The following is an 18957-nucleotide window of genomic DNA, read 5'->3' on the forward strand; positions in this document are numbered from 1 at the left end:
CGCTTCCGCTGCGGCGCGCGGCGCCGGCAAGCGCCCGCCGCCGCTGCGCTCGATCCGCGGCGGGCGTGCCGCGCTGGAGGAACAGCGCCGGCGCTACGCGATGCCCGGTCTCGACCTGCTGGCGCCACCGCCGCCGCGCGGCGGCCCGGCGCTGTCGCGCGAGGCCCTCGACCAGAACGCCCGCGACCTCGAAGGCGTGCTGGACGATTTCGGCGTGCGCGGCGCCATCGTCAATGCGCGCCCCGGCCCGGTGGTGACGCTGTACGAGCTGGAGCCGGCGCCCGGCATCAAGTCGAGCCGGGTGATCGGCCTCGCCGACGACATCGCCCGCTCGATGAGCGCGATCTCCGCCCGCGTCGCGGTGATCCCCGGCAAGAACGCCATCGGCATCGAACTGCCCAACCCCAAGCGCGACAAGGTGCTGCTGCGCGAGATCCTCGCCGCCCGCGACTTCGGCGAGGCGGCGCACAAGCTCGCCATCGCGCTGGGCAAGACCATCGGCGGCGAGCCGGTCATCGTCGACCTCGCCCGCATGCCGCATCTGCTGGTCGCCGGCACGACGGGCTCGGGCAAGTCGGTGGCGATCAACACCATGATCGTCAGCCTGCTGTACCGGCTGCGGCCGGAACAGTGCCGGCTGATCATGATCGACCCGAAGATGCTCGAACTCTCCGCCTATGACGGCATTCCGCATCTGCTCACCCCCGTCGTCACCGACCCGAAGAAGGCGGTGGTGGCGCTGAAATGGGCGGTGCGCGAGATGGAGGAGCGCTACCGCAAGATGTCCAAGGTCGGCGTGCGCAGCATCGATGGCTTCAACGCCCGCATCGCCGAGGCGCAGGTCAAGGGCGAGCAGATCGTGCGCACCGTGCAGACCGGCTTCGACAAGGAGACCGGGGAAGCGATCTATGAGCGCGAGGAGATGGACCTCTCGCCGATCCCCTACATCGTCGTCGTGGTCGACGAGATGGCCGATCTGATGATGGTCGCCGGCAAGGACATCGAGGGCGCCATCCAGCGGCTGGCGCAGATGGCCCGCGCCGCCGGCATCCACCTCATCATGGCGACCCAGCGCCCGAGCGTCGACGTCATCACCGGCACCATCAAGGCCAATTTCCCGACCCGGATTTCCTTCCAGGTGACCTCGAAGATCGACAGCCGCACTATTCTCGGCGAGATGGGCGCCGAGCAACTGCTCGGCCAGGGCGACATGCTCTACATGGCCGGCGGCGGGCGTATCTCGCGCGTGCACGGCCCGTTCGTCTCCGATCAGGAGGTCGAGCGCATCGTCGAGCACCTCAAGGCGCAGGGCGCGCCCGACTATCTCGACGATGTGACCGTCGACCCCGAAGCGGAGGGCGAGGACGGCGCCGTGTTCGACAAGAGCGCGATGGGCGGCGAGGAGGGCGGCGACCTCTACAGCCAGGCGGTGGCGGTGGTGATGCGCGACAAGAAGTGCTCCACCTCCTATATCCAGCGCCGGCTGCAGATCGGCTACAACCGCGCCGCCTCGCTGGTCGAGCGGATGGAGCGCGAAGGGCTGGTCGGCCCGTCCAACCATGCCGGCAAGCGCGAGATCCTGGTCGAGGGCGGCGGCGGGGAGGGCTATTGAGCCGATGACGGCCTCTCGCCCCGCGCCCCCGACGGCGACGGCGACGGCTGACGCTGCGTCCGGGCCACAGGATCGCCACAGCGGCGCGCTACCCGCCTCATTGACACCGACATGCGCGCCCGGCCGCACCCGTGCCGCGCGCCGAGCGAGACGTGCCCCATGCACCACATGATCCGAATCTGCGCTGCCGCCCTCCTGCTTCTTCCGGCGGGCCTCGCGCTCGCGCAGGTGCCGCCGCCGCCCTTCGCCGTGCCGGTGCCGCCGAAGAAGCCGGCGGCGATGATGGCCCGCACCGCACCGGCCGCGCCGGCGCAGGCACGATCCACCCCCGCCAGGGGGGCGCAGACCAGGGTCGCCCAGGCCGGCCCTGCCGCGGCCGGCGACCCCAATATCCAGGTGGCGGCGGTGGCGAACCAGCGCGCGGCGGCCGACACGGTCCAGCGCATCAACGATTATTTCAACAGCTTCAAGACGATGATCGGCAATTTCGTGCAGGTCGATCCCGACGGCACGCGGCAGCAGGGGCAGTTCTACATCCTCAAGCCGGGCCGGGTGCTGTTCGAATATGACGCGCCGAGCCGGATCGAGCTGGTGGCCGACGGGCGCTCGGTGGCGGTGCGCGACAAGCGGCTGAAGACGCAGGACATCTCCCCGCTCTCCGCCACGCCGCTGCGCTTCCTGCTGTCGGAGAACTTCAACCTCGCCCGCAACGCCAACGTGACCGGCGTCTACCAGGACGACATCTTCGCCACGGTGGTGATCGAGGAGAAGCAGCCCATGGTCGGCACCTACCGGCTGATGATCATGTTCGACGCCAAGACCATGCAGCTCAAGCAGTGGACGGTGACCGACCCGCAGGGCTACGACACCACGGTCGCGGTGTCCGACCTCGACACCGCCCAGCGTCCGGACCCGATGCTGTTCGTCATCAACCGGAATTGAGGGGCGTGGAATCCGTGTTCCGGACACGCCGCGCCGCCCTCCCTCATGCCCGGGCTTGACCGGGCACCCAGCGCGGGCGGCGGCCGGCATCGGTTTGCGATCAACGGTGCTTGGGTGGCAAGGCTGGGTCCCCGGGTCAGGCCCGGGGATGAGGGTGTGTCGGCGGACGAGGTCTGAGGGGGCAATGACGGTGCGGCGGGCTCCCCTTCCCGGCAAAATGTTCTAGTGTCGCGGCCGATTCCCGCCTTGCACAGGTCTCCCCGCTTTGCCGCTCTCCATCGCCACCTGGAACATCAATTCGGTGCGCCTGCGCATCGGCCTCGTCGCCAAGCTCGCCGAGGCGCACCAGCCCGACGTCATCTGCCTGCAGGAGACCAAGACGCCGGACGACCGCTTTCCGCTGAAGGAGGCGGCCAGGTTCGGCTATCCGCACGCCGCGATCCATGGCCAGAAGGGCTATCACGGCGTCGCCATCCTCTCGAAGCGGCCGTTCGAGGCGGTGAGCCGGCAGGGCTTCTGCGACATGGGCGACGCGCGTCATATCAGCGTGGTGCTCGGGCGCGAGGCAGGGCTGTCGGCGCCGCTGGCCATCCACAATTTCTACATCCCGGCCGGCGGCGACGTTCCCGACCCGGAGGTGAACGAGAAGTTCCGCCACAAGCTGTCCTTCCTCGACGAGGCCACCGCCTGGGAGCACCTGCACCCGGCCGATCCGGCGGCGCGCTCGGTGCTGGTGGGCGACCTCAACATCGCCCCGCTGGAGACCGATGTGTGGAGCCACAGGCAGTTGCTCGACGTGGTCAGCCACACGCCGATCGAGGTGGAAAAGCTGGCGAAGCTGCAGGCGGCCGGCAACTGGGTCGACGTGATGCGGCATTTCATCCCGCCGCAGGAGAAGCTGTTCACCTGGTGGAGCTACCGCGCCGCCGACTGGGCGGCCTCCAATCGCGGCCGCCGGCTCGACCATGTGTGGGCGACGCCGGCGCTGGCCCCGACGGCGCGCGCGCTGACCGTGCTGCGCGAGGCGCGCGGCTGGGAGCGGCCCTCCGACCATGTGCCGGTCATCGCCACTTTCGATGCGTGAGCGGGCGGGGCGCTGCGGGCTCGCCTTTCCGCAGGGCTCGTTATAGGTTGCGCCTGAACCTGCTTTGACCCAGCCGAGGAAGCCTCCTTGTCCCGCCGCGCCCTCTCCCGCCTGTGCCGTGTCCTCACTGTCTCGCTGGCGCTCGGTGGCGCGCTGGCGCTCGGCGGGTGCGGCGTGAAAGGCCCGCTGGAGCCGCCGCCCGGCTCGCCGCAGGCGCAGCCCGGACCGGACGGCAAGGTGCCGAAGGATACCGGCCCGGTGAAGCCGGACCAGCCCTTCATCCTCGATGGCCTGCTCTGACCGGCTGAAACCGCGCCATGCATCATTTCGCCTATCGTGACGGCATCCTCCACGCCGAGGATGTCAGCCTCGTCGACATCGCCCGTGCGGTCGGCACGCCCTTCTATGCCTATTCCACGGCGACGCTGGAACGGCATCACCGGGTGTTCACCGACGCGTTCGCCGACATGCGCACCACGCTGTGCTACGCGGTGAAGGCCAATTCCAACCAGGCGGTGATCCGCACTCTCGCCAGGCTGGGGGCCGGGGCCGACATCGTCTCGGGCGGCGAACTGAAGCGGGCGCTGGCGGCCGGCGTCGAGCCGCACAAGATCGTGTTCTCCGGCGTCGGCAAGACCCGCGAGGAAATGGCGGCGGCGCTCGATGCCGGCATCATGTGCTTCAATGTCGAGAGCGAGCCGGAATTGCTGACGCTCTCGGAAGTGGCGGTGAGCCATGGGGTCGCGGCGCCGATCTCGATCCGCGTCAACCCGGACGTGGACGCGAAGACCCACCACAAGATCTCCACCGGCAAGTCGGACAACAAGTTCGGCATTCCGGTGTCGCGGGCGCGCGAGGTCTATCGCCACGCGGCCGCGCTGCCGGGGCTGCGCATCACCGGCGTCGACATGCATATCGGCAGCCAGATCACCGATCTCGGCCCGTTCGACAACGCCACCGCGCTCTTGGTGGAACTCGCCCGCGACCTGATGGCGGAAGGGCACCGGCTGACCCATCTCGACCTCGGCGGCGGGCTCGGCGTGCCCTATGTCGCCGGCGAGGCGGAGCCGCCGCTGCCTTCCGCCTATGCGGCGCTGGTGAAGCGGCACACGCATAATCTCGGCCTCGGCCTCGTTTTCGAGGTCGGCCGCATGCTGGTGGCCAATGCCGGCATCCTCGTTGCCCGCGTGCTCTATGTGAAGGAAGGCGAGGGCAAGCACTTCGTCATTGTCGACGCGGCGATGAACGACCTCATCCGCCCGACGCTCTATGACGCTCATCACGAGATTTTGCCCGTGCGCGAGGCGATGCCGGGCGAGGGCCAGATGGTCGCGGATGTGGTCGGCCCGGTGTGCGAATCCGGCGATTATCTGGCGCTCGGGCGGCGGCTGCCGGGGCTGAAGGCCGGCGATCTGATCGCGGTGATGACGGCCGGCGCCTATGGCGCGGTGCAGGCCTCGACCTACAATACGCGGGCGCTGGTGCCGGAAGTGCTGGCAAAGGGCGACGAATTCGCCATCGTGCGGCCCCGCGTCGAAGTCGACGAACTGATCGCGCTCGACCGGATTCCCGGCTGGCTGGCCTGAGCCACGGCGGGCTGGTGCCCGCCACATTCGGCTCACGCCTGTTTTCACGATGTGATGATGAAGTGAGCGTGCCCGTTCCGGTGGCAGGGCTGGCGCGCCGGGATCGCCATGTTAAGGTGACGTTGGGGCTGGTGTGGACCTGAAGAGCGTCGGAGGTCGGCCGCGTGACGTCAACACCGGATGGAACGGACGGCGAAGGGCGCCCGGCTGCGGGCGTGACCGCGCGCGCCGAAAAGCTGCGGGCCGAAGCCCGCCAGAGTGACGCCCGCCAGAGCGAGCTTCGCCGCGTCGAGCAGCGCATGGGCGCCGCCCTGCAGCGGGCCTGGGGCGCGCTGATGTGGGAGCGCGTCTGGCCGGCGGTCGTCGCGCTCGGCGTGGCGCTCGGCGTCTTCCTCATCGCCTCCTGGCTCGGCCTGTGGCTGGCGCTGCCGCCCTATGGCCGCGTCATCGGCCTGGTCCTGTTCGCCGCCCTGTTCGCGCTGGCGCTGGTGCCGGCGCTGCGCATCCGGCCGCCTTCGGCCGGCGAGACTCTGGCGCGGCTCGATCGCGAGAGCCGGCTGCCGCACCGGCCGGCGACGGCGCTGTCCGACCATCTCGCCTCCAAGCCCGACGATCCCGTCGGCGCCGCGCTGTGGCGCGCGCATCTGGCGCGGATGTCGGCGCAGATCGGCAGCCTGCGCGTCGGGCTTCCCGCGCCGCGCGTCGCCGCCCGGGATGGGCGGGCGCTGCGCGCGCTGGTGCTGCTGGGGGTGATCGCCACCTTCTTCATGGTGCCGGGCGAGCATCTGCGCCGCATCGCCGCCGCGTTCGACTGGCACGCGCTGGTGCCGCCCACGCCCTACCGCGTCGATGCCTGGGTGACGCCGCCCGGCTATACCGGCCGCGCGCCGGTGATGCTGCCGGGCCTGCGTTCGCAGGATGTGGCGCAGGCCGCCGCCGCCGATGCGTCGGGCGATGCACCGGCCGATTCGCCCTATGAGGCGACCGCGATGACGGTGCCGGCCGGCAGCGAACTGGTGGTGCGCATCATCGGTCTCGACGACGCCCGCCTCATCACCCAGGGCGGCATCGCCGCCGCGCCGGCGGAGGAAGGGACGGGCGCCGCGGCCCCGGCCACTTCCGCCACGGCCTCAGGCACGCCCGCTTCAGGCACGCCCGCCGCACAGGCGCCCGCCTCGGGCGCCGCTGGCGACGAGCGCCGCTTCGTGATCGCCAGCGATGGTGCCGCCCGGGTCGAGGGACCCGATGGCCGTTTCGTCTCCTGGCACTTCCGCGCCCAGCCGGACGCGCCGCCGACCATCGAACTGACCAAGGAACCGCAGGCCTCGGGCAACAACGCGCTGTCGCTGAGCTACAAGGCCGAGGACGATTACGGCGTCGCCGGGGCCGAGGCGCGCTTCACCGCGCTGCCGCCGCCCCCGCCGCTGCACGCGCTGAAGAACGCGCCGCCGCCGCCGCAGGCGCGCCCGCTGGTGGAGGCGCCGAGCTTCCCGCTGCCGCTGGTCGGCGGCCGTTCGAAGGTGGCGACCGGCCAGACCACCAGGGATTTCACCGAGAATCCCTGGGCCGGCACGCGGGTCGAGATGACGCTGGTGGTGCGTGACGAGGCCGGCCATGTCGGTCAGTCGCGCCCGCGCAGCCTCGCGCTGCCGCAGCGCAGCTTTTCCGACCCGCTGGCGCGGGCGCTGATCGAGGAGCGGCGGCTGCTGGCGCTCGACGCCAACAAGCGCGAGCGGGTGGAGGCCGGGCTCGACGCGCTGGCCATCGCACCGGAGACATTCACGCCCGACCCCTCGCACTATATGGGCCTGCGCACCGCCTATTACCGGCTGGTCAATGCCCGCAGCGACGACGATCTGCGCGGCGTGGTCGACTATCTCTGGGAAGTCGCGGTCCGTATCGAGGATGGCGACCTCTCCGATGTCGAGAAGCGGCTGCGCGACGCGCAGCAGGCGCTGCAGAACGCGCTGGAGAACGACGCCCCGGACGAGGAGATCCAGCGTCTGGCGCAGGAACTGCGCGAGGCGATGAACGAGTTCATGAAGGCGCTCGCGCGGGAGGCGCAGCGCAACCAGAACCGCGCCGACGCCAACCAGCCGATGGACCCCAACACCCGCGTGGTCCGTCCGCAGGACCTGCAGAAGATGCTCGACCGCATCGAGGACATGGCGCGCAACGGCGCCCGCGATGCGGCGCGGCAGATGCTGAGCGAACTGCAGAACATGCTCAATGGCCTGCAGGCCGGGCGCCAGCAGCAGCGCCAGCAGGGCCAGAGCCAGATGTCGCAATCGATGGACCAGCTCGGCGACATGATCCGCCGCCAGCAGCAGCTGCGCGACCGCACCTTCAAGGAGGGGCGCGAAGGCCAGCAGGACCAGGCCTTCAACGAGCTGAAGCAGAACCAGGAGCAACTGCGCGAACAGCTTCGCCAGCTGCGCGAGAAGATGCAGCAGGCCATGCGCGGCCAGCAGGGCCAGCAGGGCGAGCCGGGACAACAGGGGCAGCAAGGCCAGCAGGGCCAGGGCCAGCAGCCGGGCGAGAACGGCCAGGGCCAGCGGGGTCAGGGACGAGGTCAGGGTCAAGGCATGCCGGGCGAGAGCGGCTTCGCCCAGGCGGAACAGGCGATGCGCGAGGCCGAGCAGGCGCTGGGCGAGGGCGACGGCACCGGCGCGGTGGACGCGCAGAGCGAGGCGCTGCAGGCGCTGCGCCGCGGCGCCCAGCAGATGGCCGAGGCGATGCAGCAACAGCAGGGCGGGCCCGGCGGCGAGGGGCCGGGCGGCCCTTCCGGCCAGAGCGCCGAGCGCACCGACCCGCTCGGCCGGCCGATGCGCACGCGCGATTATGGCGACGACAATACGGTGAAAGTGCCGGAAGAAATCGACATGCAGCGCGCCCGCCGGGTGCTGGAGGAGTTGCGCCGCCGCTTCGGCGAGCCCGACCGCCCGCGTCTCGAACTCGACTATCTGGAGCGGCTGCTGCGCGACTTCTGACGTCGCGGCATTATCTCGACCTCATCGCGGACGGCGAGGCCGATCCGGGACCGGCGCGCTCGCGCCACCGCCGCGGGACAAGCCCGGCGCGCCGTTGCGCGCCGGGATCGCGGTTCGAGCGGACGGAAGGGCCTTATTTCCCGGCGTCGGGGATGTAGCCGATGAAGGGAAGCTGGCGGAACGCGTGCGAGACGTCCATGCCGTAGCCGACGACGAAATAGTCCGGGCACTCGAAACCGACGAAATCGGCCTCGATCTGCACCGCGCGCTTGTGCGGCTTCTCCAGCAGCACGCAGACCATGACCCGCCGGGCGCCGCGCGCGGCGAGCAGGTCCTTGGCGAAGGCCAGCGTGCGGCCGGATTCGAGTATGTCGTCGATCAGCAGCACGTCGCGCCCGCGCACATCGGTCTCGATGTCGCGCAGCACCGTCACCTGCCCGGAGGAGACGCGCGCGTCGCGATAGCTCGACAGGGTGATGAACTCGACCTCCGGCGCGAGGCCGGCGGCGTGCATGGTGCGGATGAGGTCGGCGGCGAAGACGAAGCTGCCCTTCAGCACCGCGATGACGATGAGCTTCTCCGGCGTGGCGGCGACGATCTCGTTGACCAGCTGGCGATTGCGGCCGGCGATGGCCTCGGCGTCGATCAAGACCTCGACATGGGCATTTTCATACGCAGACCCTGCTTCGGCGGCCGTCGGCGCGGTATCCTGTTCAGTCATCGGCTTCCTCTTGCGCGGCACGCGGCGCACTCTGCTATGTGAAGGGCAGGATGAACGGACAGGCGCCGCGCGTCCAGCCGGGTTCGATGTCCGCGAAAGCGGTGGCGTTTCGGCCCGTCTTTTGCGACGGCGCGCACACGCTATGTTAGGGGTCGGTGCGCCATCAGAATCAGCGGGCGGCATGTCCCGTCGAAGGATTGAGTCTTGGTTCGCTTCGAGAATGTCGGTCTGCGCTACGGCATGGGTCCGGAGGTCCTGCGGGATGTCACTTTCGGCATTCCCCCGCACTCCTTCCAGTTCCTCACCGGCCCGTCCGGCGCGGGCAAGACGACGCTGCTGCGGCTGCTGTTCCTGTCGCTGCGGCCGACGCGCGGGCTGATCACCATTTTCGGCCGCGATGCCGCCAAACTCGCGCCCGATGAAACGGCGGCGCTGCGCCAGCGCATCGGCATCGTGTTCCAGGATTTTCGCTTGCTCGACCATCTGAGCACCTATGAGAATGTCGCGCTGCCGCTGCGCGTGCAGGGGCGGGAGGAGGCGACCTATCGCGCCGAGGTGACCGAGCTGCTGCACTGGGTGGGGCTGGGCGAGCGCATGCACGTGCTGCCGCCAGTGCTGTCGGGCGGCGAGAAGCAGCGCGCCGCCATCGCCCGGGCGCTGATCAGCCGGCCGGAAATCCTGCTGGCCGACGAGCCGACCGGCAATGTCGACCCGAGCCTCGCCCGCCGCCTGCTGCGGCTGTTTCTGGAACTGCACAAGAGCGGCACCTCGGTGCTGATCGCCACCCACGACATCGGATTGATGGACCAGTTCGATGCGCGCCGTCTCGTCATCAACCAGGGGCGCCTGACCGTCTATGACTGAGCCTCGGGCCACGCAAAGACTGGCGGCGATGACCGGGCGCCTGCGCCGGCCGGGTGCGGCCGCCGCGCCGGCTCCCGCGCCGGAGCGCGCCGGCAAGCCGGGCGCCCAAGCCGCGCGCGCGGGAAACCCGGCCGCACTGAGCCGCCCGGCCGGGCAGCGCCCCATCGTGCCGAGCGCGACGGTGACGGCGCGGGCGCTCATCGCGGTGATCGCGATCATGACCTTCCTCGCCGGCATCACCATCGGCGCCGTCTCGGCGGTGAGCAATGTGGCGGCCGAGTGGACCGCCGACATCGCCCGTGAAACCACCATCGAGATCCGGCCCGGCGACGGGCTCGATGTCGAGGCCGCGCTGGCCAAGGCGGTCGAGGTGGCGAAGGCGACGCCGGGTGTGGCGGATGCGCGCGCGCTCGACCCCGCCGCCACCGCCCGGCTGCTGGAGCCCTGGCTGGGCACCGGCCTCGACCTCGCCAACCTGCCGGTGCCCCGGCTGGTGGCGGTGAGTCTGGCGGCCACGGCGGATGCGGGGACACTTGAGGCGCTGCGCGCCGGGCTCACCCTGCAGGTGCCCTCGGCCAGCCTCGACGACCACCGGCTCTGGGCCGAGCGACTGTCGACCACGGCGCACACGGCGATGGCGATCGGTCTCGCCGTGCTGGCGCTGGTCGCCGCCGCCACCGTGCTGTGCGTGACGGTGGCGACCCGCGCGGCGGTGGACGCGGCCCGCTTCGTCGTCGAAGTGCTGCATTTTGTCGGCGCGCGCGACACCTTCATCGTCTCGGAGTTCCAGCGCCATTTCCTGGCCGTCGGGCTGAAGGGCGCGGCGATCGGCGGCGGCGCGGCGATCGCGCTGTTCTTCCTCGGCTCCACCCTGCCGTCCTGGCTGAGCTTCGACCGCCAGATCGACACGCTGGTCGGGGCGCTGACCATCGATCTGCGCGGCTATGGCGGCATTGTCGGCGTGGCGGTGCTGGTGGCGCTGGTGACCGCGCTCACCTCGCGCGCCACCGTTTACCGCACGCTGCGCGGCATCAGCTAGGCGGCGCGCCGTGACCTCCGCCTGTCCCTCCGATCCCTCCGCCGTGCCGCCGCCCCCCGCCGGCGGACGCACCCGTGCGCGCCTGCTGTGGGTGCTGGCCGGGCTGCTGGTCGCCCTCCTACTCGCCTTTCTGGCCGGATTCGCGGCCTTCGTGGCCGGCATGGAGGGGCGCGAGGCGCAGGCCGGCCGCCGCGCCGACGGCATCGTGGTGCTGACCGGCGGCTCGGAACGCATCGTCGACGCCACCAACCTGCTGCTCGAGGGACGGGGGCGGCAACTGCTGATCACCGGCGTGCATCCCGACACCACGCTCAGCGAGATCGTGCGCACCGTGCCGGCGACACGCGAGGCGCTGGAATGCTGCGTTGAACTGGGCCGCTCGGCGCTCAACACCCAGGGCAACGCGATCGAGACCGCGGAGTGGGCGCGCAGCCACCATTTCCGCTCGCTGCTGGTGGTGACGTCCGCCTGGCACATGCCGCGCGCGCTGGTGGAACTGCGCCGCACCTTGCCCGACGTCGAGCTGGTGCCTTATCCGGTGGTGCCGCGGCGGTCGGGCGATGCGGGCGGCCCGGCGCCGCTGGCATCGGTGCGGCTGCTGGCGGTGGAGTATGTGAAGTTCCTCGCCGCCTATGTCGGGGTGCGGGCCTGGCCGGCGGTGACCTCACAACTGCGCGAGGGTGTGCGGACGCCGCCACCCTGACGTGTGCTCTCAACGGAACCTTCAGCATGTTCGCGGATTCACCCTACGAACCGAGTTGACGCCGCAAACAGATGTTCTAGATTTGTTCCCATGATGACACGCGACACCATAGGTTTTGATTCGCTGCAGGACGCCGGTCCGCTGAGCGCCAGCGGCCTGCTGGGGCGCCGCTTCCGGCTCTGGCGCGGCGGCGACGGGCGCCGGCAGGTGTTCTCGGTCTATGCCGCCGACGAGGCGCCGGACTATCCGGCCGCGATCGCCATCGCGGTGCGGATGGAGGGCATGCGCCGCATTCCGGTGTGGACCGGGCCGGCCGGGGCCAAGGCGCGCAGCGCTGCCATGGCCACCGGGGCGCAGGAGATTCACCTGCGCATCCTGCCCGAGACCGACAGCGGCGCGCTGGCTCCGCTCTGAACCGCGGCGGCGGACCCGCTCCGGCAGGGTACTTGCCGTCGCGGGGCTCTGCAGGCCTTCAGAGCCGGGCCACCAGCCAGCGCAACTCCTCGTCGCGGATGCCGAGTTCGGCGAGATGCAGGGCCGTGGCCGTGACATAATCGGCGTTCGGCCCGCCCACGCCATGCCCCTGCCGGATCAGATGCAGCCGCTCCTCGGCGGTGAGCCAGCCGGCATACTGGGCATGGCCACGATCGACCAGGAACACCACGGCTGGCACGGCGCGCCCGCTGCCATCTTTCAGCCAGACCCGGCGCACCGCCTCGCGATAGATGTTGGTCACCTGCTCGCGCGCGCGCAGATAGGCGAGGGTGGCCTGCGCCCGCGAGGGCGCGACGCGGAAGGCAATACCGACGCAGGCGCCGCCGCGATCCAGCCCCAGCACCAGGCCGGGCTTCTCCGGCGTGCCGCGCCAATGCACCGACTTCACGCAGAAGGACCGATGCGCGCCGATCAGCCTGCCCGGCACCCGCTCCTCATGCTCGAAGCCGGGATTCCACATCAGCGAGCCATAGCCGAACACCCAGAGCGGCTCGCCGGCGGCGGGGGGATGGGCGATGAGGCCGGCGGCGGACATGGCGGGGACCTGCGGTTCGGGGTCGGTGCGGAATCGGGGCGTGGAATCGGTGCGGCTGGCGCATGCGGCGTTCCTGCCCGCCCCGGCACGGTGGCGCAAGCCGCGTGCCTCACCTAGAGCCCTTTCCGATCAGGTGGAATCACCCGATCGATAGGAAAGTGCTCTGCGATCAATAAGCTGGAGCATTTTCGCGTCGCGACAGTCTGTCAATTCTCGCGGAAAGTGCTCTAAAGCGCGCCTGCGGGGCGCGGATGCGGCAGGGTTCTTTGCCGGCTGTCCCTCGCGCGTTAGGTTGGGCGCCTTAAGCCTGCCGTATGGGCGTCGGAGCGTGCGCCGCCCTTGACCGTCGCCGACCCCCGGAGTTGCCGAATGACCGTTTCCGACGACCGCCCCATCGCCGCCGCCGCGCCGCCGCGCCGCCGCTGGCTGATCGCGCTCCCCGTCGCGCTTCTCGTGGTTCTCGGCATCGGCTGGTCGCTGGCATGGAACTGGAGCGCCGGCCGGGCGACGGCCGAGATCGACGGCTGGATTGCGCGCGAGGCGGCGGAAGGGCGCAACTGGACCTGCGCCAGCCGCGACTTCGGCGGCTTTCCCTTCCGCTTCGAACTGATCTGCGCCGACCCTACCGTGACCTTTGCCGGCCCCGGTGGCTGGACGGCGCGCATGGCGCGCGTCCACGCGGTGGCGCAGGTGTGGAACCCCCGCCACATCATCGCCGAGTTCGAGGGCCCCTCGACGCTGGTCGAGACCGCGACCGGCCGCGAGATCACCGCGAACTGGTCGCTGCTGCAGGTGAGCGGCGTGGGCCGCGAGGGGCGGGCCGAGCGCGTCTCCATCGCCGCCAACGACTACACGCTGGCCGAGGGCGGCACGACCGTGTTTTCCGCCCGCCACCTGGAACTGCACGTGCGCCACCATCCGGGCGAGGCGATGGGCACGCTCGACGTCGCGCTCGGCTTTACCGGCGCCGGCGGCATGGCGCTGAGCACGCCGCAGGCCCGCACCGCCGGCGTCGCCGCGGCGCAGGCGGCAGCGCAGGCGGCCAAGCTGATCGACGGCGAGGTGGAGGCGACGGTGACGCAGGTGCCGCCATTCCGCTCCATGCCGGCGGCGCAGCGGCTCGCGCTGTGGCAGCAGGCGGGCGGCCGGGTCGATCTCGCGCTGGCCCGCCTGACCGGCGGCGGCGGCGCGCTCAGCGCTTCCGGCGATCTCGGCTTCGACGCGCAGCACCGCCCGGACGGGCGGCTGGACCTCGCCGTGGTGAAGGCGAAGCCGCTGTTCGAGGCGATGGCAGGGGCGGGGCTGATGCCCGATTTCCTGGCCAACCTCGCCCCGGCGATGATGATGGCGGGGATGCCGGCCACGGTGGACGGGCAGAAGGCGAGTTCCTTCCCCTTCGCCTTCCGCGACGGGCGGGTGATGCTCGGAATGCTGCCGCTCGGCAAGATCGGCCCGCTGTACTGAGCCGCGCCCGCCGCTTCAACCGAGAGCAGCCGTCATCCTGAGGTGCCGCCGCGGGCGACCTCGAAGGATGGTTTCGAAACCCCAGCTTGCCCTTCCTTCGAGGCCCGGCCGATGGCCGGGCATCTCAGGATGACGGCGGTCTGCCGCCCGGGGACCTGCTCAGGCCCCGGCCGCCGCTCACACCGCGAAGATGCTCGCGCCGGTATCCGCCGTGCCGACGGCGGCGCGGAAGGCGGCGAACAGCTCGCGTCCGACCCCGACATGGGAGGGCGCGAGATTGGCCGGGGTCGGCGCCCGCTCGGCCCAGACTTCCGGGTCGACCATCACCTTCAATTCGCCCTTCACCGCGTCGAGGCGGATCATGTCGCCATTGCGGATCAGCGCGATGGCGCCGCCATCGGCGGCTTCCGGGGTGACGTGGATGGCTGCCGGCACCTTGCCGGAGGCGCCCGACAGGCGCCCGTCGGTGACGAGGGCGACCTTGTGGCCACGGTCCTGCAGCACGCCGAGCGGCGGCATCAGCTTGTGCAGTTCGGGCATGCCGTTGGCCTTCGGCCCCTGGAACCGCACCACGGCGATGAAATCCCCGCTCAGCGACCCCGCCTTGAAGGCGGCCTGCAACTCCTCCTGGCTGTGGAACACCCGGGCCGGGGCCTCGATGACATGGCGTTCCGGCGCGATGGCGGAGGTCTTGATCACCGCGCGGCCGAGTTCGCCGGCGAGCAGCTTCAGCCCGCCGGTGGCCTGGAACGGGGCGGTGGCGCCGCGCAGCACCGCCTCGTCGCCGCTCGCGGCAGTACCTTCGCGCCAGGCGAGGGAGCCATCGGGCGCGAGCATCGGCTCCTGCGTATAGGCGTCGAGGCCGTCGCCCCAGACGGTCTCGACATCGCGGTGCAGCTTGCCGTCGGCGATGAGCTCACGGATGACGAAGCCCATGCCGCCGGCGGCGTGGAAATGGTTCACGTCGGCCTTGCCGTTGGGGTAGACGCGGCAGAGCAGGGGGGTGACGTCGGCGAGGTCGGAGAAATCGTCCCAGGTGAGCTTGATGCCGCCCGCCGCCGCCATGGCGACGATGTGCAGCGTGTGGTTGGTGGAACCGCCGGTGGCGTGCAGGCCGACAATGCCGTTCACGAACGCCTTCTCGTCGAGCATGCGGCCGACCGGCACATAGTCGTTGCCGAGCGCGGTCATCGACAGGGCGCGCTCCGCCGCCGCCGTGGTCAGCGCGTCGCGCAGCGGGGTGTTGGGGTTGACGAAGGAGGCGCCGGGCAGATGCAGGCCCATGATCTCCATCATCATCTGGTTGGTGTTGGCGGTGCCGTAGAAGGTGCAGGTGCCGGGCCCGTGATAGGACTGGCTCTCCGCCTCCATCAGCGCGTCGCGGCCGACCTTTCCTTCCGCGAAGAGCTGGCGGATCTTGGCCTTCTCGTCGTTCGGAAGGCCCGAGGTCATCGGCCCGGCGGGGATGAACACCGCCGGCAGATGGCCGAAGCTTAGCGCGCCGATGACCAGGCCGGGCACGATCTTGTCGCAGATGCCGAGAAACACGGCGGCGTCGAAGGTCTGGTGCGACAGCGCGACGGCGGTCGACAGCGCGATCACGTCGCGCGAGAACAGCGACAGTTCCATGCCGGCCTCGCCCTGGGTGACGCCGTCGCACATGGCGGGCACGCCGCCGGCCACCTGCGCGGTGCCGCCGGCCCGCCGCGCCGCCGACCGGATGAGTTCCGGATAGGTCTCATAGGGCTGGTGGGCGGAGAGCATGTCGTTATAGGCGGTGACGATGCCGAGATTGGCGCCGGCGCCCTCGCGCAGCATGCTCTTGTCGGAGGGGCCGCAGGCGGCGAAGCCGTGCGCCTGGTTGGCGCAGCCGAGCTTGGCGCGGCTGGGGCCGCGCTCGGCGGCCAGCGCGATGCGCTCGAGATAACGCGCGCGGGTGTCGCGCGAACGGGTCGCGATGCGTTCCGTGACCTCGCCGATGCGGGCGTTCACGCCGGACGGAATGGCATTGGCCATGCGGCTCTCCTCAGAAGCGTCAGCGGCCGGAGGTCCCGGCCGGTCTTCGGTGGCCGGCGGCCCGATCGGGTCGCCGGAAGGTTTCCGGTGCCGGCGCTCAGGGGCACCAGAAGATGTCGAGCGCGGGTTTGGCCCGCAGCACGGCGCGGATCGGCATGTCGACCGCCGGGCCTTCGCCCAGCGCCTTTTCCAGCACCGGCTTCTTGGCCTCGCCCTCGATGTGCAGCGCCAGCGCGTCGGCGGCCAGCAGCACCGGGAGGGTGAGGGTGATGCGCGGCTCGCCGGCATCGGGCGCGCGCATCGGGATGAGGCCGAGCGGCGCCTCGGGGTCGAGCGCCTCCTGCAGATGGTCGCCATTGGGGAAGAACGAGGCGGTGTGGCCGTCATCGCCCATGCCGAGGATGGCGCAGGCGAGCGGCCAGGCCATGTCCTCCAGCGCTTCGTTGACGGCGAACAGGCCATCTTCCGGGGTCGGCGCGTCATTGGCGAGCGGCACGAATTTCGCCGCCGCGGCCTTGTTCTTCAACAGATGCTGGCGCACCAGCCGGGCATTGGAGCGGTCGGAGGTCTCGCGCACCCAGCGCTCGTCGACAAGGGTGACGGCGATCTTGTCCCAGGGCAGGTCGCGGGTGGACAGTTCCTCGAAAAAGCGGGTCGGCGTGCGCCCGCCGGACACGGCGAGGCTGGCCATGCCGCTGCGGGCGACGCGGGCGCTCAGCGCGGCGCTGGCGAAATCGGCGACCGCGCGCGCCACCTCGGTGCTGTCCTTCAGTTCATGCAGTTCCGGCATGCTTCCGCGTGCTCCCTCTCGCGCCGGCCGACGGCCGGTTCCCTGACTCATGGCGGCGCGGTGCGCCGTCCGCCACGAGTATAGGGCAGTTGCGCGGCGTCCGGATGTCCGGTCGCCGCCCGTCTCGTGCGGCGCCCGGTTTTCCCGGCAGGGCGCCCCGTCACGTTCGGCGCCGGTCAGGCGCCGTCTTCGAGCCACAGGCGCCGGTCAGGCGCCGTCTTCGAGCCACAGGCGCCGGTCAGGCGCCGTCTTCGAGCCACGTGCGGCCGTCGCGCTCGATGAGGGCGATGGCGGCGGAGGGGCCCCAGGTGCCGGCGGTGTAGGGGCGCGGCGGCTCCTTGGCGCCGCGCCACGCCTCCAGAATCGGGTCGACCCATTTCCACGCCGCCTCGACCTCGTCGCGGCGCATGAACAGGGTCTGGTTGCCGCGCACCACATCGAGCAGCAGGCGCTCATAGGCGTCCGGGTTGCGGACCTTGAAGGCCTTGGCGAAGCTCATGTCGAGCGGCACATGGGTGAGGCGGATGCCGCCCGGGCCGGGGTCCTTGATCATCAGCCACAGCTTCACGCCCTCGTCGGGCTGAAGGCGGATGACGAGGCGGTTGGATTCGATCGGGCCGACATTGGTGTCGAACACCGAATGCGGCACCGGCTTGAAGCCGACCACGATCTCCGAGACGCGCGAGGCGAGGCGCTTGCCGGTGCGCAGATAGAACGGCACCCCCGCCCAGCGCCAGTTCTCCACCTCCGCCTTCATGGCGACGAAGGTCTCGGTCTGGCTGGCGGAGGAGCCGAGTTCGTCGAGATAGCCCGGCACCGCCCCGCCCGCCGAGGCGCCGGCACGGTACTGGCCGCGCACGGTGACGGCGGCCATGTTGAGGTCGTCGACCGGCTTGAGGGCGCGCAGCACCTTCAGCTTCTCGTCGCGCACCGCATCGGCGTCGAGCGAGGCCGGCGGCTCCATGGCGACGAGGCAGAGCAACTGGAGGATATGGTTCTGCACCATGTCGCGCATGGCGCCGGCGGTGTCGTAATAGCCGGCGCGCTCCTCGACGCCGAGCGCCTCGGCCACGGTGATCTGCACATGGTCGATATGGGCGTTGTTCCACAACGGCTCGAACAGCGCGTTGGCGAAGCGCAGCGCCATCAGGTTCTGCACCGTCTCCTTACCCAGATAGTGGTCGATGCGGTAGACGCGGTCTTCCGGGAAGATGCGGCCGATCTGCTCGTTGAGCGCGACGGCGGACTTCAGATCCTTGCCGATCGGCTTCTCGATGACGACGCGCCCTTCCGCGGCCAGACCGTATTTGCCCAGCCGCTCGCAGATCGGGCCGAACAGATGCGGGGCGGTGGCGAGATAATAGACCGGGATGTGGCCGGGGAAGGCGCCCACGCGCCGCGCCAGCTCGGACCAGCCGCCCTCGGCGTCGGCATCGGCGGCGACATAGGACAGGCGGGCGAGGAAACGGTCGACCTCCGGCCCCTCCAGTTCACCCGCCGGGATGTGGTCGCTGAGCGCCTGCCGGGCAAAGATGCGGAACTGCTCGTCGCTGAGCTCGCGGCGCGACACGCCGATGATGGCGGCGTCGTCGGGAATCTGGCCGTCGAGGTCGCGATGGAACAGCGCCGGGATCAGCTTGCGGCGGGAGAGATCGCCCGTTGCCCCGAAGACGGTGAGCGTGAAGGGAGCCACCGGAATCACACGGCTGGTCATTTGGACAGAGTCTCCTTGATGCCCCGTGCCCGGGACGGAGGGTGAGGGTCGGTCCGCTTCGCGGCCTTATTGCGGAGGCGGGTGCGCGTTGCCCGATTCCTAGCAAAATCGATTCCGCGCTGCGACAGGCAGGAATGGCAGGCGGCTGCATTCTCCCGCACTCGTGTATCGCCGCTGTGGAGAGGCGCGAAAAAATGCGCCCGATGTCGTCCAGAGTCGTGTTGCGATGCAGCAATAAGGCGACAAAGTGGGCGATATCGGGGCAAAATCGCGCCACGACCGGGCGGGCACCGGCTCGCGGTAACGGGCCACGTCGCCGCGCGGACGGTCAGATCGGTTCTTCGGAGCCGGTGAGGTCGAACCACGGGGCGAGGCCGCCGCCGCCGGAGGCTCGCGCGAAAA

The 18957-nt window shown here is 70.5% G+C and carries 16 protein-coding genes; 11 read left to right on the top strand and 5 right to left on the bottom strand.

Features of this window, described 5'->3' with window-relative positions:
- The 6 genes from KHC23_RS24330 to KHC23_RS06520 form a co-directional block, all read left to right on the top strand.
- Positions 1 to 1612 (top strand): DNA translocase FtsK (locus tag KHC23_RS24330; protein WP_246544309.1); only part of this gene is annotated, 1612 nt, incomplete at its 5' end.
- A gap of 159 nt (positions 1613 to 1771) precedes the next feature.
- Positions 1772 to 2554: an outer-membrane lipoprotein carrier protein LolA gene (locus tag KHC23_RS06500; protein WP_213370655.1), complete on the top strand. Its 783-nt coding sequence runs from the start codon at positions 1772 to 1774 to the stop codon at positions 2552 to 2554.
- 265 nt (positions 2555 to 2819) lie between these two features.
- Positions 2820 to 3638: an exodeoxyribonuclease III gene (locus KHC23_RS06505; RefSeq protein WP_213370657.1), complete on the top strand. Its 819-nt coding sequence runs from the start codon at positions 2820 to 2822 to the stop codon at positions 3636 to 3638.
- 87 nt (positions 3639 to 3725) lie between these two features.
- Positions 3726 to 3938, top strand: a complete 213-nt coding sequence (lptM, locus tag KHC23_RS06510) for an LPS translocon maturation chaperone LptM (protein WP_213370659.1) — start codon at positions 3726 to 3728, stop codon at positions 3936 to 3938.
- Between the two features lie 17 nt (positions 3939 to 3955).
- Positions 3956 to 5224, top strand: a complete 1269-nt coding sequence (gene lysA, locus KHC23_RS06515) for a diaminopimelate decarboxylase (protein WP_213370661.1) — start codon at positions 3956 to 3958, stop codon at positions 5222 to 5224.
- Between the two features lie 164 nt (positions 5225 to 5388).
- Positions 5389 to 8214, top strand: coding sequence for a TIGR02302 family protein (locus KHC23_RS06520; RefSeq protein ID WP_213370663.1), 2826 nt, complete (start codon positions 5389 to 5391; stop codon positions 8212 to 8214).
- Positions 8215 to 8347: 133 nt separating this feature from the next.
- On the opposite strand, the gene hpt is transcribed toward KHC23_RS06520, so the two are convergent.
- On the bottom strand, positions 8348 to 8935 hold the full coding sequence (hpt, locus tag KHC23_RS06525; RefSeq protein ID WP_213370665.1) for a hypoxanthine phosphoribosyltransferase: 588 nt from the start codon (positions 8933 to 8935) through the stop codon (positions 8348 to 8350).
- A gap of 204 nt (positions 8936 to 9139) precedes the next feature.
- Between hpt and ftsE the strand changes: the two genes are divergently transcribed.
- From ftsE to KHC23_RS06545, 4 genes are all read left to right on the top strand, one after another.
- Positions 9140 to 9799, top strand: a complete 660-nt coding sequence (gene ftsE / locus KHC23_RS06530) for a cell division ATP-binding protein FtsE (RefSeq protein ID WP_213370667.1) — start codon at positions 9140 to 9142, stop codon at positions 9797 to 9799.
- Positions 9800 to 9827: 28 nt separating this feature from the next.
- Positions 9828 to 10838 carry a cell division protein FtsX gene (locus tag KHC23_RS06535; protein ID WP_213370669.1) on the top strand — a complete coding sequence of 337 codons (1011 nt, stop codon included), beginning with the start codon at positions 9828 to 9830 and terminating at the stop codon, positions 10836 to 10838.
- Between the two features lie 10 nt (positions 10839 to 10848).
- Positions 10849 to 11541, top strand: a complete 693-nt coding sequence (locus KHC23_RS06540; RefSeq protein ID WP_213370671.1) for a YdcF family protein — start codon at positions 10849 to 10851, stop codon at positions 11539 to 11541.
- Positions 11542 to 11631: 90 nt separating this feature from the next.
- Positions 11632 to 11955: a hypothetical protein gene (locus tag KHC23_RS06545; protein WP_213370673.1), complete on the top strand. Its 324-nt coding sequence runs from the start codon at positions 11632 to 11634 to the stop codon at positions 11953 to 11955.
- A 58-nt stretch (positions 11956 to 12013) separates the two neighbouring features.
- Here the strand turns inward: KHC23_RS06545 and KHC23_RS06550 are convergent, their stop codons facing one another.
- Positions 12014 to 12571, bottom strand: coding sequence for a gamma-glutamylcyclotransferase (locus tag KHC23_RS06550; RefSeq protein ID WP_213370675.1), 558 nt, complete (start codon positions 12569 to 12571; stop codon positions 12014 to 12016).
- Between the two features lie 369 nt (positions 12572 to 12940).
- Here KHC23_RS06550 and KHC23_RS06555 point away from each other — a divergent pair, with 369 nt between their 5' ends.
- Complete coding sequence (locus KHC23_RS06555) at positions 12941 to 14035, top strand: DUF2125 domain-containing protein (protein WP_213370677.1); 1095 nt, start codon at positions 12941 to 12943, stop codon at positions 14033 to 14035.
- Positions 14036 to 14212: 177 nt separating this feature from the next.
- On the opposite strand, the gene edd is transcribed toward KHC23_RS06555, so the two are convergent.
- The 3 genes from edd to zwf form a co-directional block, all read right to left on the bottom strand.
- Positions 14213 to 16051 carry a phosphogluconate dehydratase gene (gene edd, locus KHC23_RS06560; RefSeq protein ID WP_213370679.1) on the bottom strand — a complete coding sequence of 613 codons (1839 nt, stop codon included), beginning with the start codon at positions 16049 to 16051 and terminating at the stop codon, positions 14213 to 14215.
- Positions 16052 to 16148: 97 nt separating this feature from the next.
- On the bottom strand, positions 16149 to 16841 hold the full coding sequence (pgl, locus tag KHC23_RS06565) for a 6-phosphogluconolactonase (RefSeq protein WP_213370681.1): 693 nt from the start codon (positions 16839 to 16841) through the stop codon (positions 16149 to 16151).
- Positions 16842 to 17079: 238 nt separating this feature from the next.
- A complete protein-coding gene (gene zwf, locus KHC23_RS06570) occupies positions 17080 to 18555 on the bottom strand; it encodes a glucose-6-phosphate dehydrogenase (protein WP_213370683.1) in 1476 nt (491 codons plus the stop codon).
- Positions 18556 to 18957 lie beyond the last annotated feature (402 nt).

This window comes from Ancylobacter dichloromethanicus (genome assembly GCF_018390645.1).
In the GTDB taxonomy this organism is placed as follows: domain Bacteria; phylum Pseudomonadota; class Alphaproteobacteria; order Rhizobiales; family Xanthobacteraceae; genus Ancylobacter; species Ancylobacter dichloromethanicus.